Annotated in this window: 21 protein-coding genes; 8 read left to right on the forward strand and 13 right to left on the reverse strand. The window is 70.2% G+C overall.

Translation table 11 applies throughout. From position 1 onward, the window contains the following. Nucleotides 1-13 precede the first annotated feature (13 nt). Nucleotides 14-1,375: a zinc-dependent metalloprotease gene (locus E3O48_RS13845; protein ID WP_370250048.1), complete on the forward strand. Its 1,362-nt coding sequence runs from the start codon at nucleotides 14-16 to the stop codon at nucleotides 1,373-1,375. Between the two features lie 138 nt (nucleotides 1,376-1,513). Here the strand turns inward: E3O48_RS13845 and E3O48_RS13850 are convergent, their stop codons facing one another. Genes E3O48_RS13850 through E3O48_RS13865 form a run of 4 tightly spaced genes read right to left on the reverse strand, consistent with a single transcriptional unit; the run spans nucleotide 1,514 to nucleotide 5,916 of the window. Then, nucleotides 1,514-2,377, reverse strand: a complete 864-nt coding sequence (locus E3O48_RS13850) for an aldehyde dehydrogenase family protein (RefSeq protein ID WP_134539580.1) — start codon at nucleotides 2,375-2,377, stop codon at nucleotides 1,514-1,516. After that, nucleotides 2,374-3,909, reverse strand: coding sequence for an aldehyde dehydrogenase family protein (locus tag E3O48_RS13855; RefSeq protein WP_134539581.1), 1,536 nt, complete (start codon nucleotides 3,907-3,909; stop codon nucleotides 2,374-2,376). The genes E3O48_RS13850 and E3O48_RS13855 overlap by 4 nt, the downstream gene beginning before the upstream one ends. A gap of 11 nt (nucleotides 3,910-3,920) precedes the next feature. Beyond that, complete coding sequence (gene deoC / locus E3O48_RS13860) at nucleotides 3,921-4,940, reverse strand: deoxyribose-phosphate aldolase (protein WP_241982538.1); 1,020 nt, start codon at nucleotides 4,938-4,940, stop codon at nucleotides 3,921-3,923. A gap of 25 nt (nucleotides 4,941-4,965) precedes the next feature. After that, nucleotides 4,966-5,916, reverse strand: coding sequence for a sugar-binding transcriptional regulator (locus E3O48_RS13865; RefSeq protein WP_134509776.1), 951 nt, complete (start codon nucleotides 5,914-5,916; stop codon nucleotides 4,966-4,968). A gap of 123 nt (nucleotides 5,917-6,039) precedes the next feature. Between E3O48_RS13865 and E3O48_RS13870 the strand changes: the two genes are divergently transcribed. Beyond that, nucleotides 6,040-6,972, forward strand: coding sequence for an ROK family protein (locus tag E3O48_RS13870; protein WP_134539583.1), 933 nt, complete (start codon nucleotides 6,040-6,042; stop codon nucleotides 6,970-6,972). Between the two features lie 31 nt (nucleotides 6,973-7,003). Here E3O48_RS13870 and E3O48_RS13875 read toward each other — a convergent pair whose 3' ends face one another. Then, on the reverse strand, nucleotides 7,004-7,597 hold the full coding sequence (locus tag E3O48_RS13875) for a TetR/AcrR family transcriptional regulator (protein WP_134539585.1): 594 nt from the start codon (nucleotides 7,595-7,597) through the stop codon (nucleotides 7,004-7,006). Nucleotides 7,598-7,709: 112 nt separating this feature from the next. Between E3O48_RS13875 and E3O48_RS13880 the strand changes: the two genes are divergently transcribed. After that, on the forward strand, nucleotides 7,710-9,368 hold the full coding sequence (locus tag E3O48_RS13880) for an MFS transporter (protein WP_370250052.1): 1,659 nt from the start codon (nucleotides 7,710-7,712) through the stop codon (nucleotides 9,366-9,368). 25 nt (nucleotides 9,369-9,393) lie between these two features. Here E3O48_RS13880 and E3O48_RS13885 read toward each other — a convergent pair whose 3' ends face one another. Continuing rightward, entirely contained in the window at nucleotides 9,394-10,620 is a 1,227-nt protein-coding gene (locus E3O48_RS13885; protein WP_134509781.1) for an MFS transporter, read from the reverse strand. A gap of 23 nt (nucleotides 10,621-10,643) precedes the next feature. On the opposite strand from E3O48_RS13885, the gene E3O48_RS13890 reads away from it, so the two are divergent. Further along, nucleotides 10,644-11,321 carry a maleylpyruvate isomerase family mycothiol-dependent enzyme gene (locus tag E3O48_RS13890; RefSeq protein ID WP_134539587.1) on the forward strand — a complete coding sequence of 226 codons (678 nt, stop codon included), beginning with the start codon at nucleotides 10,644-10,646 and terminating at the stop codon, nucleotides 11,319-11,321. A 185-nt stretch (nucleotides 11,322-11,506) separates the two neighbouring features. Here the strand turns inward: E3O48_RS13890 and E3O48_RS13895 are convergent, their stop codons facing one another. From E3O48_RS13895 to truB, 4 genes are read right to left on the reverse strand one after another with little or no spacing between them, the layout of a single operon-like run. Beyond that, entirely contained in the window at nucleotides 11,507-12,436 is a 930-nt protein-coding gene (locus tag E3O48_RS13895; protein ID WP_134506295.1) for a bifunctional riboflavin kinase/FAD synthetase, read from the reverse strand. Continuing rightward, the gene (locus tag E3O48_RS13900; protein WP_134539589.1) at nucleotides 12,433-12,876 is read right to left on the reverse strand and encodes a hypothetical protein; all 444 of its coding nucleotides are present in this window, start codon (nucleotides 12,874-12,876) and stop codon (nucleotides 12,433-12,435) included. The genes E3O48_RS13895 and E3O48_RS13900 overlap by 4 nt, the downstream gene beginning before the upstream one ends. Before the next feature lie 37 nt (nucleotides 12,877-12,913). Further along, complete coding sequence (locus tag E3O48_RS13905) at nucleotides 12,914-13,282, reverse strand: hypothetical protein (RefSeq protein WP_134506291.1); 369 nt, start codon at nucleotides 13,280-13,282, stop codon at nucleotides 12,914-12,916. Further along, complete coding sequence (gene truB / locus E3O48_RS13910) at nucleotides 13,279-14,238, reverse strand: tRNA pseudouridine(55) synthase TruB (protein ID WP_134539687.1); 960 nt, start codon at nucleotides 14,236-14,238, stop codon at nucleotides 13,279-13,281. Before truB ends, E3O48_RS13905 begins: the two co-directional genes overlap by 4 nt. A gap of 117 nt (nucleotides 14,239-14,355) precedes the next feature. Between truB and E3O48_RS13915 the strand changes: the two genes are divergently transcribed. Then, entirely contained in the window at nucleotides 14,356-15,363 is a 1,008-nt protein-coding gene (locus E3O48_RS13915; protein WP_134539591.1) for a ketopantoate reductase family protein, read from the forward strand. Nucleotides 15,364-15,406: 43 nt separating this feature from the next. Here the strand turns inward: E3O48_RS13915 and E3O48_RS13920 are convergent, their stop codons facing one another. Beyond that, nucleotides 15,407-16,087, reverse strand: a complete 681-nt coding sequence (locus E3O48_RS13920; protein ID WP_241982539.1) for a uridine kinase — start codon at nucleotides 16,085-16,087, stop codon at nucleotides 15,407-15,409. Nucleotides 16,088-16,110: 23 nt separating this feature from the next. Between E3O48_RS13920 and E3O48_RS13925 the strand changes: the two genes are divergently transcribed. The 3 genes from E3O48_RS13925 to E3O48_RS13935 all read left to right on the forward strand — a co-directional run bounded on the left by E3O48_RS13925 (nucleotide 16,111) and on the right by E3O48_RS13935 (nucleotide 18,384). Next, the gene (locus E3O48_RS13925; protein WP_241982540.1) at nucleotides 16,111-17,004 is read left to right on the forward strand and encodes an A/G-specific adenine glycosylase; all 894 of its coding nucleotides are present in this window, start codon (nucleotides 16,111-16,113) and stop codon (nucleotides 17,002-17,004) included. A 79-nt stretch (nucleotides 17,005-17,083) separates the two neighbouring features. Then, on the forward strand, nucleotides 17,084-17,893 hold the full coding sequence (locus tag E3O48_RS13930; RefSeq protein WP_134506281.1) for a thymidylate synthase: 810 nt from the start codon (nucleotides 17,084-17,086) through the stop codon (nucleotides 17,891-17,893). Continuing rightward, a complete protein-coding gene (locus E3O48_RS13935) occupies nucleotides 17,890-18,384 on the forward strand; it encodes a dihydrofolate reductase (protein ID WP_134539597.1) in 495 nt (164 codons plus the stop codon). Before E3O48_RS13930 ends, E3O48_RS13935 begins: the two co-directional genes overlap by 4 nt. Before the next feature lie 23 nt (nucleotides 18,385-18,407). Here E3O48_RS13935 and rbfA read toward each other — a convergent pair whose 3' ends face one another. Together rbfA and infB are read right to left on the reverse strand one after the other, a co-directional pair. After that, a complete protein-coding gene (rbfA, locus tag E3O48_RS13940) occupies nucleotides 18,408-18,911 on the reverse strand; it encodes a 30S ribosome-binding factor RbfA (protein ID WP_134539599.1) in 504 nt (167 codons plus the stop codon). A 183-nt stretch (nucleotides 18,912-19,094) separates the two neighbouring features. Continuing rightward, the coding region (gene infB / locus E3O48_RS13945; protein ID WP_134539601.1) for a translation initiation factor IF-2 at nucleotides 19,095-21,194 on the reverse strand (2,100 nt) is incomplete at its 5' end.

Genomic DNA, 21,194 nt, shown 5'->3' on the forward strand with positions numbered 1-21,194 from the left:
AGAGGTGCCTGAAGTGGCCGACGACTCACGACCCGAAGAGGGTCACAATCCCGAAGACGAGTTCCGGGACATGCTGCGCGACATCCTGTCCGGGAAGTCGTCGATCGATCCGAGCCAGCTCGCCGGGGCCGCCGGGCTGCCCAATGACCCGGCCAGCATCGCAGCGTTGATGAGCCAGCTGCAGGGCGCCCTGCGCGGCGGTGGCGACGGCGGCATCAACTGGGACATCGCGCTCAGCCAGGGCCAGGAACGGGCGACCGCCGGGGCTCTCTCACCGACCCCGAAGGAGCGCGCGGACCTCGACCAGGCCTTCCACATCGCGGCCCTCTGGCTGGACGAGGTGATCTCCGTCGCCGAACTCACCACGACGCCGCGATTGATGACCCGCAAGGAATGGGTCACCGCGACCATGCCGCTCTGGACCCAGCTGGCCGAGCCGGTCGCGACCAGCATCTCCGACTCGCTGACCCGGGTGCTCACCGAACAAGCCCCCGAGGAGCTGCAGGGCATGATGGCCGGCGCAAGCCAGGTCATGCGCAGCATCGGCGGCACCCTTTTCGCGATGCAGCTCGGGCAGGTCGTCGGCCAGCTCGCGAGCGAGGTCGTCTCCGGCGGCGACGTCGGGATCCCGCTGCTCAGTGACCAGCAGGCGGCCCTGCTCCCCCAGAACGTCGCCGAGTTCGGTGAGGGCCTCGACGTACCCGCCGACCAGGTGCAGATCTACCTGGCGGTGCGCGAGCTCGCGCACGCGCGGCTGTTCCGCCATTCCCGCTGGCTCCGGCTGCACCTGATCAGTTCGATCACCGACTTCGCGCGCGGGATCCATATCGATTCCGGCCGGCTCGAGGAACTGGCGGAGGGCTTCGACCCGTCCAACCCCGAGGAATTGCGCCAGGCGATGGTGAACGGGTCGCTCATTCCGCCGAAGACCGACGCGCAATTGGCCGCACTCGACCGGTTGGAGACCATGCTGGCCCTCGTCGAGGGCTGGGTCGACGTGGTCACGGCGGAGGCGACGGGGCGGCTGCCCAAGGCGGACGCGATCGCCGAGACCGTGAAGCGGCGCCGGGCTTCCGGCGGCCCCGCCGAGTCCGCCTTCTCCACCCTGGTCGGGCTGGAGCTCCGGCCCCGCCGGCTGCGGGAGGCCGCCGCCATGTGGCAGGCCGTGACGGATGCGGTCGGCAACGAGGCGCGCGACCAACTCTGGGCGCACCCAGACCTTCTGCCCACGAGCGCCGACCTCGACGATCCGAAGAGCCTGGTCGCCCGGCTGACCAGTTCGGCCCAGGGCGCGGAGCCCGTGCTCGACGAGGTCGACCAGGCCCTCGAGGACCTGCTGCGCGACGACAACACCGAGCGGCCGCACGAGGAGTAGCGGCGCGGCCGGTTCGTCCGCCCACTCGGCTCGCGATGCCTGTCGAATTCGACGGAGATTTTCTGGTTTCGCGCCCTGTGCAGCCGGTTTTGGACCGATTTGGGCAAAATCTCCGTCGAATTCGACGGGCGGGCGCCGCTAGATCAGGCCCTTGGTGTGCCATATCGTCTTGGTCTCCGTGAACGCCACGATGCGGGCGAGCGACGGGCTCGCGGCATCCGGGCCGTTCTCCGGCTGCAGCACCCGGGTGAGGGTCTCCGCTGCGTCGATCTGCAGGTGCACCCAGTCGAGGTCACCGGCCCCGACGAGGTCGATGGCGTTCACGTCGGCGTGGCTGGCCAGCCACGGCGCCATCTCGGCCGGCGAACCGGTGAGGATGTTCACGACCCCGCCGGGCACGTCGCTGGTGGCGAGCACCTCGCCGAGGCTGACCGCGGACAGCGGCATGGTCTCGTTCGCGACGACGACGACGGTGTTCCCGGCCACGAGGGCAGGGGCGACCGCGCTGACCAGCCCGAGCAGCGAACCGCCGGACTGCGGGGCGATGATCGCCACGACGCCGGTGGGTTCGGGCACGGAGATGTTAAAGTACGGCCCGGAGACCGGGTTCGCGTTGCCGGCGACCTGCACGTACTTGTCGGCCCAGCCGGCGTACCAGACCCAGCGGTCGATCGCCTCGTCGACCTGGGCGGATGCCGCGGCCGTGGTCACACCCTCGGTCTGCACGATCTCGTCGATGAACTGCACGCGGCGGCCCTCGAGGAGTTCGGCGATCCGGTAGAGCACCTGTCCGCGGTTGTACGCCGTGGCGCCGGCCCAGCTGCCGAGGGCCGACCGTGCCGCGACGACCGCGTCGCGGGCGTCCTTGCGGCTGGCCTGCGCGGCGTTGGCGAGGAAGTCCCCGCCGTGAGAACGGATCTCGTAGACGCGGCCGGACTCGCTGCGCGGGAACTTGCCGCCGATGTAGAGCTTGTAGGTCTTGGGAACGGCGAGGCGGGTCACTTTGCGGCCTTCTTTCGTGAGACGGGGGCCTTCGCGTCGAGCTCGGGCGAGGATTCGGCGGGGGCCGTCGTGACGGTGCGCGCGGCGGACCGGCCGGCGGCGGGCTTGAGGTACGCGGCGAGGCCGTGGCGGCCGCCCTCGCGTCCGTAGCCGGATTCCTTGTAGCCGCCGAACGGGCTGGCCGGATCGAACCGGTTGAAGGTGTTCGCCCAGATCACTCCGGCGCGCAGCTTGTCGGCGACGGCGAGGATGCGGCTGCCCTTCTCGGTCCAGATCCCGGCGGACAGGCCGTACGGCGTGTTGTTCGCCTTCGCGATGGCCTCGGCCGGGGTGCGGAAGGTGAGCACCGACAGCACCGGGCCGAAGACCTCGTCCCTGGCGATGCGGTGGCTGGTGGACACATTGGTGAAGATCGTCGGCGCGAACCAGAATCCGCTGTCCGGCAGCACGCAGGCCGGGCTCCAGCGTTCGCCGCCCTCCTGCTCCCCGATCTCGGTGAGCTCACGGATGCGGCGCAGCTGGTCGGCACTGTTGATGGCGCCGATGTCGGTGTTCTTGTCGAGCGGGTCGCCGAGGCGCAGCGTCGAGAGGCGCTGCTTGAGCCGGTCGATGACGTCGTCGTGGATGCTCTCCTGCACCAGCAGGCGACTTCCCGCGCAGCAGACGTGACCCTGGTTGAAGAAGATTCCGTTGACGATCCCCTCGACGGCCTGGTCGATCGGCGCGTCGTCGAAGACGATGTTCGCGGCCTTGCCGCCGAGCTCGAGGATGACCTTCTTGTCGGTTCCGGCGACCGAGCGGGCGATGGCCCGGCCGGCCCCGGTCGAGCCGGTGAAGGCGACCAGGTTGACGTCGGGGTGGCCGACGAGCGCCTGGCCGGTTTCCCGGCCACCGGTGACGATGTTGACGACTCCGGCGGGCAGGTCGGCCTGCTGCAGGATCTCGGCGAACAGCAGTGCGGTCAGCGAGGTGGTCTCTGCGGGCTTCAGCACGACCGTGTTCCCGGCGGCAAGGGCAGGGGCGATCTTCCACGCCAGCATCAGCAGGGGGAAGTTCCACGGGATCACCTGGGCGGCGACGCCGCGGGAGGACGGGGTCGGTCCGACTCCGGCGTGATCGAGCTTGTCGGCCCAACCCGCGTAATAGAAGAACCACGCGGCGACCAGGGGAACGTCGACGTCGCGGCTCTCCTTGATCGGCTTGCCGTTGTCGAGGGTCTCGGCGACGGCGAGCTCGCGGGCGCGTTCCTGCACGAGGCGCGCGATCCGGAAGAGGTATTTTCCGCGGTCACTGCCGGAGAGCTTCGACCAGGTGCGGTCGTAGGCGCGGCGGGCCGCGGCGACGGCGGTGTCGACATCCGCCGTATTGGCGTGCGCGATCATCGCGATCGGCTTCTCGGTGGCCGGGTTGATGGTCTGGAACGGAACGCCCCGACCGGCGACGAACTCGCCGTTGATGAACAGGCCGTAGTCCGAGCGGAGGTTCAGCACTGCCTGGGACTCCGGTGCCGGAGCGTAGTCAAGAAAGCTCATTGGTGATTCCCTTAGTCGATCGTCACGTAGTCGGGGCCGGAGTAGTGCCCGGTGGTCATCTTCTGGCGCTGCATCAGCACGTCGTTGAGCAGGCTCGAGGCGCCGAACCGGAACAGGCTCGGGGTGAGCCATTCCTCCCCGACGGTCTCGGCGACGGTCACGATGTACTTGATGGCGTCCTTGGAGGTGCGGATGCCGCCGGCCGGCTTGACGCCGACCCTGGCACCGGTGAGGCGCTTCCAGTCCCGCACGACCTCGAGCATCGACAGCGTGACGGGCAGCGTCGCCGCGGGCGCCATCTTGCCGGTGGAGGTCTTGATGAAGTCGCCGCCGGCCAGGATGGCCAGCCAGGACGCGCGGCGCACATTGTCATAGGTGTTCAGTTCCCCGGTTTCGAGGATCACCTTGAGGTGGGCGTAGCTTCCGTCGGCCCGCTTGCAGGCCTCCTTCACGGCGACGATCTCGTCGTAGACCTGGCCGAACCGGCCGGAGAGGAACGCGCCCCGGTCGATGACCATGTCGATCTCGTCGGCGCCCGCGGTGACGGCGTCGCCGACATCCGCAAGCTTGACGGCGAGGGATGCCCGCCCGCTCGGGAAGGCGGTGGCGACGGCCGCGACGTTGATTCCGGTGGCGGTGCCGGCGGCGTGGGAGGAACCGAGCGCCTGGACGGCGATGGGAACCAGGTCGCCGTAGACGCAGACGGCGGCGACCCGGGGGCAGGCGGGGTCTCCCGGGTCGGGAGTGAGGGCCTTGCCGACCAGGGAGCGCACCTTGCCGGGGGTGTCTGCGCCCTCGAGGGTGGTGAGGTCGATCAGGCTGATGATCTTGTCGAGCGCCCACTTCTTCGAGCTGGTCTTCACCGAGCGCGTACCGAGGTCGGCCGCGCGCTGTTCGAGGCCGACGGCGTCGATCCCCGGAATGCCGTGCAGGTACCGGCGCAGGTTCGCGTCGGTGGCCTCGCCGCCGAGGAGCGCCAGTGCACGTTCCCCGGTGTTCAGCTGGGCCATGGCCAATTGACTGCTAGTCATGAGTTGTCCTTGCGGTTTGGGTTGGTCAAGCTTCGTCGCCGAGGATGGCGAGGGCGGTGTCTTCGTCGGTCACCAGGACGGTGCAGAGCCCGCTGCCGACAATGGCGCGGGCGATGGCGTGCTTCGATCCGCCGGCGATCACGGCGATCGCCGTCTTCGCCTGGCGCAAGTGCTCGAGCTGGATGCCCACGGTGCGCCCGTCGAGTTCCGGGTCGACGATGTTGCCGTTGCTGTCGATGTACCGGCCCACGATGTCGCCGACGGCGCCCTTTCGGACGAGTTCGGCGACCTGCTCCACGGTGAGGTAGCCGCTGTCGACCAGCGCCGAGTTCTCGTCGGCCTGTCCGGCGCTGAAGAGGTAGGCCGAAGCCGCGGTGGCGAGGTTCAGCACGGCGGCGACGGCACGGTCGGACTCGATCGCCTGTTTCGTCTCGAGGCGTTCGAGGATGGCCGGGCTCGGCAGCAGCGTGGCCGCGCCGGCCGCCTTGTGTGCGATGTTCACCGCTGTCGCCGCGGCGGTCCCGGCGCGACGGTTGAGGCTGACGCCGCCGTTGATCTGCACGACGTTCACCCCGTGCGCCCAGCCCTGCTTGAGGTGCAGGGCGACCTCGTGCAGGGTGCGGCCCCAGCTGATCCCGAGGGTGCGGGGCACCGGGCGGAGGCCGGTCAGGTAGTCGGCGGCGGCCTGGGCGGTGCGGGACTGCAGTTCCTCGTCGCTGGCGACGCCCGCCGAGGAGACCACGATCGCATCCGTCAGGCCGGTCGCCTCCCGGAGCCTGCGCTCGACGGAGAGCCGACGGGCGCGGGGGTGCACGATCTCGATCCGGATGAACCCGCTGGCCTTGGCCTGGGCGAGCAGCCGGCCCACCTTCCACCGGGTGAGACGGAGGAGGGTGCCGATCTCGTCCTGCGTCTTGTTCTCCTCGTAGTACAGCTCGGCGGCACGAATTGACAGCAGTTCGTCAGTGTCGATCACCCTGGTGCGCTCCATCCGATTTGAGACCAGCCTAGGTTGCTGTCCCGCCCCGATCAACATCTGCTTGGAATCTTGCTCATCTGAGCAGTCGGGCGAACCGATGTCACGATCTAGGCTCGGATCATGTCCCCCACCTACGCGCTCGCCGTCGACCTCGGCGGCACCAAGGTCGAGGCCGCCCTGGTCGACGACCACGGCGCCGTCCTCGCGTCCAGCCGGCATCGCTCCCCCACCGGACCAACGGCCACGAGCGAGCAGCTCGCCGACGCGGTCGAGTCGGTCGTCGGCCGCGCCCTCGCCGGGCTGCCGGCCGGGTCGGACCTGGCCGGCGTCGGCATCGGCAGCGCCGGGCCGATCGCCGTGGCCGACGGGGCCGTCTCGCCGCTGAATCTCCCGGCCTGGCGCGGGTATCCGCTCCGGGACCTGGTCGAACGCCTGGTCCCGGATGTCTCGGTGCGGGTGCGGCTGGACGGCCTGTGCATCACGCTGGCCGAGCACTGGCTCGGGGCAGGACAGGGCGTGGACGGCCTGATGGGCATGGTGGTGTCCACCGGCGTCGGCGGCGGCCTCATCCTCGGCGGCACCACGGTGTCCGGGCCGAGCGGAAACGCCGGCCACATCGGCCACATCGAGGTCGGCGGTTTCGACGACCGGTGCGCCTGCGGCGGGATCGGCTGCCTGGAGGCCGTCGCATCCGGCCCCCGCACCGTGGCCTGGGCCAGGACCCAGGGCTGGTCCGGCACGACCGGCGAGGAGCTCTCGGCCTCCTACGCCGACGGAGACCCGGTCGCCGTGGCCGCCGTGCGCCGCGCCGGCCGCGCGATCGGCCAGGCCATCGCCTCGGCCACCAACCTCGTCGACCTCGACGTCGTCGCCATCGGCGGCGGCTTCTCGCACGTGACGCCCGACCTGTTCGACTTCGTGCGCGCGGCGGTCGACGAACGGACGGTCTTCGAGTTCGCGCGGCGGGTGCGGGTGGTGCCGTCCGCCCTCTCCGGGGACGGCCCTCTGATCGGCGCCGCCGCCCTCATCCACCGGGCCGCCCTCGTCGCCTGATCCTCCGGGCGCAGCAACGGCAGTCGACTGACTACGGTCGGGGCGCCACGGCGAAGCGAACCAGCGCGAGCGTGTGCTCCGTGACCAGGGCGAGGGGCGCGCCCGTGTCGATCGCGCCCATCGCGGCCTCGATCACTCCGGCCAGGAGCCGCGCGGTGAGCTGCAGCTCAGGCACCTCGAGCTCTTCCAGCGCGGCCAGGAACGGGGCCGCCTGCTCCCGGTGCAGTTCCCCCAGCCTGGCCAGGCACTCGGCGGGAAGCTGCGCCGCGGCGAGCGCCGCGGCGAGCGCCGCGGCCGGGCGGTGCGCACCTTCGGCGGCCAGGCGCAGCGTCTCGCGCAGATAGGTCTCGAGTCTCCGTTCCGGCCCGGCCACCCCGTCGAGCGCGTTCCGCAGCGACTCATTGGCGCGCGGGAACGCGTCCTCGATCACCGCGGCGAGGATGTCGGCTCCGGAGGAGAAGTATTGATAGACGCCGGGCCGGGACAGCCCGGCGGCGGCACCGACGGCCGCGGGAGTCACGGCGCTCACTCCCCCGGTGACGAGGAGCTCGGTGGCGGCGCGGAGCAACGCGTCCCGCTGGCGCAGTCGATGCTCAGCGACACTCGGCGCTGCGATCTTCGGCATGGCATCCCCTCGTCCGGCTGTTCCGCCGGTGATCCAGTGTACGAGCCACTCGCTGCGCGGTCTATGATACTGACATAAGTGTCAGCAAGACCGAGAGAAGCGGGGAACCATCGTGACCGACGCACGCCAGGGCACCACACTGAATCCGAAGCGGTGGAAGGCCATGCCGATCATCGCCCTGGCCGTGTCCGTGATCATCATGGACGCGACCGTTGTGAACGTCGTGCTCCCGGTCCTCATCCGGGACATCAACCTGACCGCTTCCGACGCCGAGTGGGTCAACTCGGTCTACGCCCTGGTCTTCGCGGCGTTGCTGATCACCGTCGGCCGGATCGGGGACATCTTCGGCCGGCGGCGCCTCCTCATCGTGGGCATCGTCGTGTTCGGCGTCGCGAGCCTGCTGGCATCGCTGTCCGACTCCGCCACGACGCTGATCATGGCCAGGCTGCTCCAGGGCGCCGGCGGCGCCATGATCCTGCCGGCCACCCTCTCGACGATCAACGCGCTGTTCACCGGGCGCGAACGCGGGATCGCCTTCGCGATCTGGGGCTCGACCATCGGCGGGATGGCAGCCGTCGGACCGCTCGTCGGCGGCTGGCTGACGACCGACTTCAGCTGGCGCTGGGCTTTCCTGATCAACATCCCGATCACGATCATCGTGCTGGTCGGCACCCTGCTCTGGGTGCCGGAGACCACGGACCCTCACGCCGAACGCGGTGCGGACGCCGCGGGCGTGGTGTTCTCGATCCTCGGTCTCGGCGCCGTGGTCTTCGGGTTGATCGAGGGCCAGCGTTACGGCTGGTGGACCACCACCGAGCCGCTCACTCTCGGCGGTTTCAGCTGGTCCTGGTCGGTGTCGCCCGTGCCGGTGGCCTTCGCGCTCGGCCTTGCCATGCTCACCGCGTTCGTGCTCGTCGAGCGCTCTCGCGCCCGCTCGCACAGGCCGGCGCTGCTCGACCTGACCTTGTTCGGCATCCGCAGTTTCCGCTACGGCAGCATCGCGGCGCTGGTCGTCGCCCTCGGCGAATTCGGCATGCTCTTCGCCCTGCCTTTGTTCCTGCAGGGCGCGCTCGGCTACACCGCCCTGGACACCGGGCTGCTCATCCTCGCCCTCGCGGTGGGCACGTTCCTCATCTCGGGCGGCACACCACAGCTCACCCGCCGGCTCGGCGGTCGCGCCGTCGTGCGGATCGGCCTCTTCCTCGAGGCCGTCGCCATCACCGGCCTGGGACTGAGCATCAGCCTCACCGCCAACGGCTGGGTCCTGGCGGCCTGGCTCTTCGTCTACGGCTCCGGCGTGGGCATGGCCACGGCCCAGCTGACCAGCGTGATCCTCGCCGACGTGCCGGTCAGCCAGAGCGGGCAGGCGTCCGGGCTGCAGAGCACCGTGCGGCAGCTGGGGTCGGCGCTCGGAATCGCCCTGCTCGGCACTCTGCTGGTCTCCACTCTCGCCGCGGCCACCACCGACAATCTCCGCTCGGTGCCGGGCCTCGACAATGCGGCCCAGCAGCAGATCGTGGGCATCGTCAAGGGTTCGGCCGGGGCAGCCATCCCCGAACTCGGTGCACTGCCGAACGGACCCGCCGCCCAGGTCGCGGCCGAGACGGCGATGGTCGGGGCAGCCCGGATCACCACCCTGAGCGCGGCCGGCATCATCCTGCTCGGCCTGCTCGCCACGATCGCCCTACCGGCGATGCGCCGGGACGACGAGGACGCGGCTGCCGAGGTCGCCGTGACCGGCACGGTGACCGGCACCGGGCTGGTTCCCTGAGGCCGGCGGCTCCGGCCGGCCTGGGTCAGCGTGTGGCGCGCAGGTCGTCCTCGAGCAGGTGCGGGCGGGAGATCACAGCGCCCGCCAGGCTGATCGCGAGGCCGGTCGCGATCAGGAAGATGAGCGGCCATTGCCAGCCACCGGTGAGCTGGTGCAGCACGCCGACCACCAGCGGGCCGAGGGCGCCCAGGGTGTAGCCGACGCCCTGCACGAACCCGCTCAGCGCGACGGCTCCCTCATGGCTGCGGGTGCGCAGGTTGATCAGCACCAGCGCGAGCGGGAACAGGAGCGGTCCCAGCCCGGCCAGACCGACCCAGAGGAAGGTCAGGGTCGACGGGGCGAGCAGGAGCCCCAGGTCGCCGGCGACGAAGGCGACCATGCCGGCGTAGACGAGCAGGCCGGGATTCCTCATCCGCACGGTGAGGGAGGGAATGACCAGCGCGCAGGGCAGGCCCACGGCCGCATAGAGGGACAGCAGGGTCCCGGCCTGCCCCGGCGTCACACCGGCGGACTGGATGAGAAGTTGCGGCAACCAGGCGAACATCGCGTAGGCGTTGAGCGATGACGTGGCGAACACGACGGCAATGGCCCAGGCGATCGACGAGCGCCAGATCCGGCCGAGCAGCGCCGGCTCGGCCTCCTCGACGACGGGTGCGGCGCGTGAACGTGCCAGTCCCCGCTCCCGCAGCAGCAGCGTGAGCCAGGGCAGCAGCGCGACCAGGGCCGGGGCCAGCCACATGCCGAGGGAAACCCGCCAGCCCGCGGCATCCGCGACCGGCACGGCCACCAGCGGCGGCAGCAGCGTGCTGAGCGACATCACGGTCACGTACAACGAGGTGACCAGGCCCACCCGGTCGGGGAAGTACCGTTTGACCAGCGGGGGCAGCAGGATGTTGCCGACGCCCATTCCGGCGAAGGTGATCACACTGCCGATGATGAGCCAGCTGAGCGAACCGGAGAGCCCCCTCGCCAGGTGCCCGAGCACCATCGCCGCCAGGGCGAGGATCAATACCGGTTCGAGGCCGAGGCGCCGGGTGAAGACCGGGGCGAAGATGCCGAAGACCGCGAAGCACACGGGGGGAAGCATGCCGAGCACTCCGATGAAGACCGCTCCGAGCGGGATGTCGGCGCTCACCTGGGTCACGATCGGCGACAGGGCGGCGACGGCCGTGCGAAGGTTGGCCGCCACCAGGACGATCCCGACCAGGGCGAGGGCGCGCCCGGCACTCTGCCGCTTCGGGGTGTCGATCACCGGGCAAGTCTAGGCTGGACACCATGCCGGAATTCACGAAGTACCTGCCGTTCAGTCAACGTCCGGCCGTCGATGAGTCAGGGGCCGGTTCCGACTGGAGCATGCCACTCGCGGAGACCCTGACGGCCGTCGCCGATCTCCTGGCCGGGCTCAGCCCCGAGCAGTGGGAGGCGCCGAGCCTGTGCGGCGAGTGGCGGGTGCGCGATGTCGCCGGCCACCTGGTCTGGCGGCTCGGCGTCACGAACACGGAGTTGGTGCGCAGCCTGGGCCGAGCGATGCTGGACGGTCGGTTCCTGAATCCGAACCGCGGGATCGATGTGCTCAGCCGGGCCGCGGCGAAGGCGGAGCCGGCAGCGCTCGTCGCCGCGCTGCGCCGGATCGCCGCCGACCGACTGGCGGGTGTCGGCCGCCATGGCGTCACCGAGTTGACGGAGGCCGTCGTTCACGGCTTCGACATCGGCCGCGCGCTGGACCTCCCCTTGCCGGTGGCGCCGACCGTGACCGGAGCGGTGGCGCTCCGCCGCGCGCTGATCGCGCCCACCCCGGTCAAGGCCGTTCTGCGCCGGCGAACCCTGGTCGCAACGGATGCGCTCTGGCGCGTCGGCCGGGGATCTCCGTTCGAGGGCACCGCCGAAGACATCGTGCTGTTCCTGTTCGGCCGGGAGGGCTTCACTCCGGGCGGGCGGCGCGCCTCGGCCTAGCTCCGGCGCCCTGATCTCGACAAGCTCGATCACCGCGACAAGCTCGATCACCGTCTGGACGGAAAGGACCTGACCGCGCCCGCTTCGGCAGGGCGCGACCGCGGGCGCGGGCGCGCCCTGCCGAAACCGGCGCGGCGACGGCGGGCGACCCGGTCGAGATCAGGCAGCCGCGGAACGGCGGCAGCTCAGGACAGCAGGTGGCGCACGCGTTCGACGTCGTCGCGCATCTGCACGATCAACGGCTCGATGCCCGTGAAGGCGACCATGCCGCGAATCCGGTCCACGAACGACACGTCCACGACGTGGTCGTAGAGGTCGATCTCCCGGTCGAGCACATAGGCTTCGACCTGCTTCTGGGCCACACCGTCGAAGGTGGGGTTGTTGCCCACCGAGATCGCCGCCGGGTAGCGCACCCCGGCATCCGTCAGCCAGCCGGCGTAGACGCCGTCGGCCGGGATGAGCCCCTCGGACTCCGGTGACAGGTTCGCGGTCGGGAAGCCGAGTTCCCGCCCCCTGGCCGCGCCGTGCACGACCTCGCCGCGAACCGTCGGCACGTGACCGAGCAGACCGGTGGCGGCGAGCACGTCGCCGTGGGCGAGCAACTCCCGGATCCAGGTCGACGACACCCGGCGGATGCTGTCGGGCTTCACATCGTCGATGAGGCGCACGTCGAACCCGTCCGCGGCACCGAGACGCTGGAGCAGGTGCACGTCGCCGGCGGCGCGGGCGCCGAACCGGAAGTCCCGGCCGACGAGGACGTGCTTCGCGTGCAGGCCCTTGACCAGCACGGAGTCGATGAACTCCTCTGCCGGGAGGGCGGCGAGCGCCTCGTTGAACTCGAGCACGAGCACGGCGTCGACGCCGGTCTCGCCGAGGAGATTCAGTTTCTGCTCGGTGCTGATCAGGGCCTGCGGGCATTCAGGCGGCGCCAGCAGGGCGAGTGGATGCCGGTCGAAGGTGGCCACAACCGAGGCCAGCCCCTCGGCGTCGGCGAGGGCCTTCAACTCGGCGATGACGGCCCGGTGACCGGCGTGCACACCGTCGAACTTGCCGATGCTCACGGCGGAGGCCGGCCAGTCGGCCGGAATCCTGTTGAGTCCCCTGATGATCTTCATGCGCGGCCCGGAGCCCGACGGGCGAGCCACCACATGCCCAGCAGCGGAAGCACCAGGGGCACGAAGCCGTAGCCGCGCCCGAACACCGACCACACGGTCTTGTGCTGGAACAGCGCGGGTTCGACGAGGCTGAGCGTGCCGATCACGAGCACACCGAGCAGTTCGAAGCCGATCGTGATCCAGGCGACCCGGTACCAGCCGCGCCCGCTCCGGACGAGGGCGATCGTGGCGACGATGTAGACGACCGCGGCGAGGGCGGAGAGGGAATATGACAGTGGAGCGTCCGCGAAACTCTCCGCGATCTGCACGAACGACCGGCCGGTGGCGGCGAGCGCCAGGAGACCGTACACGGCGATCAGCACCCGGCCGATGCCGGTCACCCGTCGGGTCGGGGCATCCACGGCGGTCTTCATGTCGGCTTCGTTCTGGGGTCCAGTCATGGCTTCGTAATTATCGCAGCATCCGATGGGCGCTTTCTCACAGGCCCTGCACCGTCCAGATCTGCAGCATCCGGTAGAGCATGACGGCGACGGCCAGGCAGGCTGCGCCGAGGATGACCGTGCTCCACCGGCTGCGCTCGATCAAGGCCCAGATCGCCGCGGCGACGGGCACCAGGAGCGCGCTGACCAGGTAGGTGTAGAACTCGAGCAGGCTCCCGCTGGCGGTGTTGCCCGTGAACGGGGCGACGATCGCCACGACGAGTTGCGCCAGGAGCAGCAGTTCGACGAGGGCGGCCGCTCCCATCGACAGGTCGGTGGGCTTGCGGCCGAGCAGCCCGAGGCCGATGCAGAGCAGGCCGCCGCCGACGGCGATCGCGACCTGGACCCAGGCGAACCACTCGATCACGCGGCGCCATCCGTGCCGGGGAGGGCCGCAGCCGAGGCTGCGGGGGCCGATGCCTCGTCCGGCGGGAAGTTGACGATGGACTTGGCCTGTCCGCCGCGGAACTCGACCAGGCCGACCAGCCGCCCGTCGGGGGCGATGGCCGCGACCGGTCCGGCCTGGCTGGGGTCCGGGTCAGCGCCCACGTCGATGCGCTTGCCGTGGCCGAGGTCGATGGTCTGCTGCTCGGTGAGGTCGAGCCGGCCGAGGATGCGCGTTGCCGCCGCCGCCGGTCCGATCAGGGCCGTGGCCACGTCGAGTTCGGCCAGGGGGCCGGCCTCGTCGATCCGGAACGGGCCGATCCGGGTGCGGCGGAGGCTGGTGAGGTGGCCGCCGACGCCGAGATCGGCGCCGAGGTCGCGGGCGAGGGCACGGATGTAGGTGCCGGACGAGCATTCCACCCGCACGGTGAGGTCGAGGAAACCGTCGACGGGGGTCGCCTCGAACAGCTCGAACGCGCTCACGGTGACCGGGCGGGACGGGAGGTCGACGTCCTCACCGGCGCGCACGCGTGCGTAGGCACGGACTCCGTCGACCTTGATGGCGCTCACGGCGCTCGGCTGCTGGCTGATGTCGCCGGTGAGCGCCAGGATCCCGGCGGCGACGGCCTCGGTCGTGATCGCCGCGACGGCGGCGGCGGGGGCCCGGCCGAGCTCCTCGCCCTCGGCGTCGTCGGTCGTGGTGGCGGCGCCCAGCCTGATTGTGGCGAGGTATTCCTTGTCCAGGCCGACGACATAGGTGAGCAGCCGGGTCGAGCTGTTGATGCCCAGGATGAGGAGGCCGGTGGCCATCGGGTCGAGCGTGCCGGCGTGGCCCACCTTGCGGGTGCCGGCGAGGCGGCGGGTGCGGGCGACGGCGTCATGGCTGGTCCAGCCCTGCGGTTTGTCGATGAGCACCAGCCCGCTGGCGGAGCCGCTCATCCGCCGTGGCTTAGCCTGCGGCCCGTTGCCTGGCTGCCCGGAATCGTCGCTCACCTAGTCATGGTAGCCGCCATTCCGGCGGCGCTCCGCCCACACGGCGCGACCTAGGCTGGGGCCATGAAGATCGCGGTAATCGGAACAGGCGCCCTCGGCGGCACCTTCGCCACTCTGCTGGCCCGGGCCGGTCATGACGTGACGGTGACGGCGCGCGGGGCCGGGCTGGCCGCCATCCGGGCAGACGGCATCCGTCTCACCGGCGGTTTCGGCGAGGCGCACGCCCGCCCGACGGCCCTGGAACGCCTCGTCGAAACGCCCGAGCTCACCCTGGTCTGCACCAAGGCGCAGGATGCGGCCGCCGCCATCGCAGGCAACGCGGCCGTTCTCGACGGCTCCCCCGTGATCGTCGTGCAGAACGGTCTCGACGGGGTGGCCACGGCGTCCCGGCTGCTGCCGCGCTCGGAATGCTTCGGCGCCCTGTCGATCATCGCCGCGAACTACACGTCGCCCGGCCGGGTGACCATCACCACCCCGGCGCCGACCTACCTCGGCCGCGGCTCCGGCCCCGCCGACGCCCAGGCCGCCCGGTGGCGGGACGTGCTGGCCGAGGCCGTGCCCACGAGGGTGATCGACAACTTCGTCGGGGCGCAGTGGACGAAGCTCGTCGTGAACATGCTCAATTCGCTGCCGGCCATCACCGGCCTCAGCGTGCAGGAGGTCGTCGACCATCCCGGCCTCCGCCGGGTGCTGACGGCCAGCATGCGCGAGACCGTGCGGGTGGGAATGAGGCGCGGGGTGCGGTTCGGGGCGCTGCAGGGACTCGGCGACGCCAGGCTGCGCCTGTTCTCACGGCTGCCGCTGGCGCTGGGGCAGGCGCTGCCCAGGATGATGCGGGCGCGGATGGGCGACGTGCCGAACCTCGGCTCCACCCTGCAGAGCCTGAGGCGCGGCCAGCGCACCGAGATCGACTTCCTGAACGGCGCCGTCGTGCGCGAGGCCGGGCTGGCCGGGTTGGCCTCGCCGGTGAACGTGCTGCTCACGGCCCTGGTGCATGAGGTCGAGACCTCGGGCAGCGCTCTCACGCCGGCCGAGGTCTGTGCGCGCTTCGCTACTCTCTCGTTGCGCTGACCGGCGTCTCGCGCTGACCCGCGCCGAGCCCGGTGCGTCCGCATCAGCAGCTGTCGAAGAACCTGCGCTGCGGCCGGGCCGGGTCGGTGAGGTCGACGACGGCGGCGGCCCGGCTGCGCGGTCGCACCTCGGTGCGGTAGAGCCGGTCGGCCTGGGCCTGCTCGGCGGCGCGATCTTCCGGACCGTGCACCTCGCCGGCGTCATCGATCGGGACGACGCTGAGGGTGTCGGCGGCCTCGTCCGCCGTTTCGACGAGCACGCTGTACTGCCAGAGGTCGCGCAGCTCCGACCGGTTCAGGTAATCGCCGTCGATGACCAGGGTGGAGTCCGGCGGCCCGGTCAGCCAGGTCGGCTCGATCCAGGTGTCCCGGTCCGGGTCGAACGCCCGGGTCACGAACCCGGTGCTTCCGCCCATCCGGAACGGGTCGAGCAGCACCCGGCGCAGCAGCGAGAAGTCGTAGAGGTGCCGGAAGAGCCGTTCAGGGGACTCGGGGCCGAATCGTTCCTGCTCGACCCGTGAGCGCCGGAAGTTGGCCAGCGACGCACGGAATGCCGGGTGCTCGCGCTCGATCAGCACGGCGGCCAGGTCATCGGCGAACGCCGTGCGGGCCGCGTCGTCCGTGCCGTCCACGGCCACGACGGTGCGTCCCCGCCCGTAGAGGCCGAGGATCTCTGAGGCAAGGTCGCGGAGGAATTCGGTGCGGGGTGTGGAGACAAGCTTCATGGATCGACCCTAGGTTAGAAAGCGTGAAGGTCACAGCCCTGGCGAGACGCATCGTCCCCGCGATCACGGCCTGGTTCAGGGCCAACGGCCGGGACCTCCCGTGGCGACGCGACGGCTTCACGGCCTGGGGCACCCTGGTCAGCGAGTTCATGCTGCAGCAGACCCCGGTCAGCCGGGTCATCCCCCGGCTGGAGGACTGGCTCGAACGCTGGCCGACACCGGCCGATCTCGCCGCCGTGCCGCCCGGCGAGGCCGTGCGCGCCTGGGCGAGCCTCGGCTACCCGCGGCGCGCCCTCTGGCTGCACGCCGCGGCGGTGGAGATCACCCGGCGCCACGACGGCGTCGTACCCGAGGACGTCGACGCCCTGCTGGCACTCACCGGGGTCGGCGACTACACCGCGCGTGCCGTTGCCGCCTTCGCCTACGGCCACCGGCATCCGGTCGTCGACACCAACACCCGCCGGGTGATCGCCCGTGCGGTCGCCGGCCACGCCGAGCCCGCACCGCCCTCCCGCACCCGCGACCTCGACGCGATGAGCGCGCTGCTGCCGGCGGACCGCGCCGAGGCCGCCGCGTTCAACGCCGCGATCATGGAACTCGGCGCCGTGGTCTGCACGGCCAGGAATCCCCGGTGCGACGCCTGCCCGATCCGGGAGGACTGCGCGTGGGTGGGCGCCGGATCCCCCGCCTACGACGGGCCGCGCAAGGCCGTGCAGAAGAAGTTCGCGGGCAGCGACCGCCAGGTGCGCGGCCTGGTGATGGCCGAGCTCCGGGCCACCCACCGACCCGTGACCGACGCCGAGATCGATGGACTGTGGCCGGATCCGCCCCAGCGCCGGCGCGCACTGGCCGGCCTGCTCTCCGACGGGCTCGCGGTGCGCCACGGCGACGACGGCTACACCCTGCCGCACCAGTGACCGCCCGGCCGGAATCCGCGCGCGCGTCGACCGCGCCGGCGTGCGGCGAATTCGCCCGGAAGACCGTACGATCGTAGCGATGACTGCTTCGATCCCGACTCCGTATGAAGACCTCCTCCGCGACACGCTCGCCAACGGGACGGCCAAGGCCGACCGCACCGGCACGGGCACCAGGAGCGTCTTCGGCCGCCAGCTGCGCTTCGACCTGGCCGCCGGTTTCCCTCTGGTCACGACGAAGCGGGTTCACTTCCCGTCGATCGCCTACGAGCTGCTCTGGTTCCTTCGCGGCGACGGCAACGTGAACTGGCTCCGCGACCACGGCGTGACCATCTGGAACGAGTGGGCCGACGCGAACGGCGACCTCGGACCGGTCTACGGAGTGCAGTGGCGATCCTGGCCGACAGCATCCGGGGAGAGCATCGACCAGCTCGCCCAGGTCATCGACACGCTCCGCACCGACCCCGACTCCCGCCGGATGATCGTCTCGGCCTGGAACGTCGCGGACATCCCGAGAATGGCCCTGGCCCCCTGCCACGCCCTGTTCCAGTTCTACGTCGCCGACGGCAAGCTCTCCTGCCAGTTGTACCAGCGCAGCGCCGACCTGTTCCTCGGCGTGCCGTTCAACATCGCCAGCTACGCGCTGCTCACCCAGCTCGTCGCGGCCCAGGCCGGGCTGGAGCTTGGAGAGTTCGTCTGGACCGGCGGTGACTGCCACATCTACGACAACCACGTCGCCCAGGTCACCGAGCAGCTGACCCGCAGTGCCTTCCCCGCGCCGACCCTGCGCATCCAGACCCCGCGGGACAGCCTGTTCGATTACACCTTCGAGGACCTGGTCCTGGAGAACTACCAGCATCACCCGGCGATCAAGGGCCAGGTCGCGGTATGACCCTCGGGCTGATCTGGGCCGAGAGCAGCAACGGAGTCATCGGGTTCGACGGCGCGATGCCGTGGCACCTCCCCGAGGATCTCGCCCATTTCAAGGCGCTGACCAACGGAGGCGCCGTGCTGATGGGCCGGCGCACCTGGGATTCGCTTCCGCCCCGGTTCCGCCCGCTGCCCGGCCGCGCCAACATCGTGATCACCCGCCAGCCAGGATGGGCGGCGGATGGCGCACTGGTGGCGCACTCCATCGATGACGCCCTGGCGCTCGTGACCGGCGCCGACGCGTGGGTGATCGGCGGCCGGGAGATCTTCGCGCTCACGATCGGCGCAGCAGACGTACTCGAGGTCACCGAGATCAACGCCGACTACACCGGCGACACGGATGCGCCGGCCCTCCCGGCGGGCTGGCGGCGGGCCGCCGTCGACCCTGGCCAGGGCTGGCACACCTCGCGAACCGGCATCGAATACCGGTTCGTGCGCTACCTGGCCGAGTAGGCCGGTTCGCCGCCGGTTCGCCGCTAGTTCGCCGGGTCCTCGGTGTGCGCGTGGGCGGCCGGAGCCTCGTCGTCGCCCTCGTCTTCGGCGTCGTCATCCTCGTCGTATTCGCGGGGCTTGACGTACGGGTCCTCGTCGCCGGCGTACTTGGCCGTGCGGGCGAGTTCGCCGACCTCGGTGTCGCGCTCGCGCGCCTCCCGGAGCAGGTCGTCGATCAACGCGGCGTTCTCGGGGATGGCATCGGCGATGAATTCGAGGGAGGGGGTGAGCCTGGCCGTGATGTTCTTGCCGACCTCGCTGCGCAGCATCCCGGTCGCCGCCTTGAGGGCTGCGGCGCTGTCGGCGCGCTCCTCGGCGTTGCCGTAGACGGTGTAGAACACCGAGGCGTGCTGCAGGTCCCCGGTCACCTTCACATCCGTGATCGTCACGAAACCGAGCCGCGGGTCACGCAGTCCGCGTTCGAGCCGTTTGGCCACGATGACCTTGATGCGGTCGGCCATCTTCCTGGCGCGTGCCGGATCTGCCATGGTAACTACTCCTATTGTCGAAAAACTTCTGCCGCTCTTAGCTCTCCCCAACCATCGGACTGACGGTTCGGTATCTGCGGTACGCTGTCGCAGCTCGATCCCCCCTAAAAAGGGAATCGGGGTAGGGGTCCCCGCTCTCTTCCCTTTTTAGGGGGGATCGAGCGGAGACCCACCAGCGAAGGACTAGACCCGCGGCTTTTCCTTCATTTCGATCGTCTCGATCTCGTCACCGATCTGGATGTCGTTGAACTTGCCCAGGCCGATACCACACTCGAAGTCCGTGCGGACCTCGGTGACGTCGTCCTTGAACCGGCGCAGCGACTCGATGCCCAGGTTGTCTCCCACGACGATGCCGTTGCGGATGACCCGCGCCTTGGCGTTCCTCGTGATGACACCCGAGCGAACGATGACACCGGCGACGTTCCCGAACTTGGAGGAGCTGAACACCTCGCGGATCTCGGCGACACCACTCTGCACCTCTTCGAACTCGGGCTTGAGCATTCCCTTGAGGGAGTTCTCGATGTCCTCGAGTGCGTTGTAGATGACGGAGTAGAAGCGCACGTCCACACCTTCACGGGCGGCGCGTTCGCGTGCCTTCGTGTCGGGGCGAACGTTGAAGCCGATGATGATGGCGTTGTCGACGGTGGCGAGGTTGACGTCGCTCTCCGTGACCGCACCGACACCGCGGTGGATGATGCGCAGCTGAACCGAATCGTCGACCTCGATCTTGAGGAGCGACTCTTCCAGGGCTTCAACAGCACCGGACACGTCACCCTTGATGATGAGGTTGAGCGACTCGACCTTGCCCTCTTCGAGTGCACGGGTGAAGTCCTCGAGGCTGATCCGCTTGCGGGCCTTGGCCAGCAGGGCGTTGCGCTCGGCGGCTTCGCGCTTCTCGGCGATCTGACGGGCGGTGCGGTCCTCCTCGATCACGAGGAAGGTGTCACCGGCGCGCGGAACGCTGGAGAGGCCCTGAACCTGGACGGCCCTGGACGGGGTCGCGGCGAGCACGGGGACGCCGTTCTCGTCGGCCATCGCACGAACCCGGCCGTAGGCCGTTCCCGCCACGATGGAGTCTCCGACGTGCAGGGTTCCCGACTGGATGAGCACGGTTGCCACGGCACCGCGGCCCTTGTCGAGGCGAGCCTCGATGGCCACGCCGCGAGCGTCCTTGTCGGGGTTGGCGCGCAGGTCGAGGCCGGCGTCTGCGGTGAGCAGAACGGCGTTCAGGATTTCCTGGATGCCGATGCCCTGCTTGGCCGACACGTCGACGAACATGACGTCTCCGCCGTATTCCTCGGCGACGAGTCCGAATTCGGTGAGCTGCTGGCGCACCTTCTGCGGGTTGGCGCCTGGCTTGTCGATCTTGTTCACTGCGACCACGATCGGCACGTTGGCGGCCTGGGCGTGGTTGAGCGCCTCAATCGTCTGCGGCATGATGCCGTCGTCCGCCGCGACCACGAGGATCGCGATGTCGGTGACCTGCGCACCACGGGCACGCATGGCGGTGAACGCCTCGTGGCCAGGTGTGTCGATGAAGGTGATGGCGCGTTCGATGCCCTCGTGCTCGGTGACGACCTGGTACGCACCGATGTGCTGGGTGATTCCGCCGGCTTCGCCCGCGGCCACCTTCGCGTTGCGGATGGCGTCGAGGAGCGCGGTCTTACCGTGGTCGACGTGACCCATGACCGTGACGACTGGAGGCCGGGCGAAGAGTTCTTCGTCGGTCTCGTCTTCGAGCTCCTGGTCGATGTCGATGTCAAAGGCAAGCAGAAGCTCGCGGTCCTCGTCATCGGGCGAGACCATCTGAATCTTGTAGCCGAGCTCGCTGCCGAGCACGTCGAAGGTCGCCTCGTCGAGGGACTCCGTCGCCGTCGCCATTTCACCGAGGTGGAACAGCACGGTAACCAGGTTTCCGGGGCTCGCGTCGATCTTGTCGGCGAAGTCCGTGATCGACGCGCCGCGGCGCAGACGCACCACGGTTCCGCCGTCGCCACGGGGAACGCTCACGCCACCCAGCGACGGGGCCTCGCGCAGCTCGAACTCTGCCCTCTTCGTCCGCTTGGACTTGCGAGCCTTGTTCTTGCCGCCACCGCGACCGAACGCACCAGCGGTTCCGCCGCCGGGGCCGCGGCCACGGCCACCTGCACCGCCACCACCGGCCGGACGGGGCGGGCCGAAACCGGGGGCACCGGCCGGCGCGCCACCGGGGCGCTGGAAGCCGGGACGTGCGCCGCCGGCGCCGCCCGGTGCTCCGCCGGGACGCTGGAAGGCGCCCGGGCG

The organism is Cryobacterium sp. HLT2-28 (genome assembly GCF_004402495.1).
GTDB lineage: Bacteria > Actinomycetota > Actinomycetes > Actinomycetales > Microbacteriaceae > Cryobacterium > Cryobacterium mannosilyticum.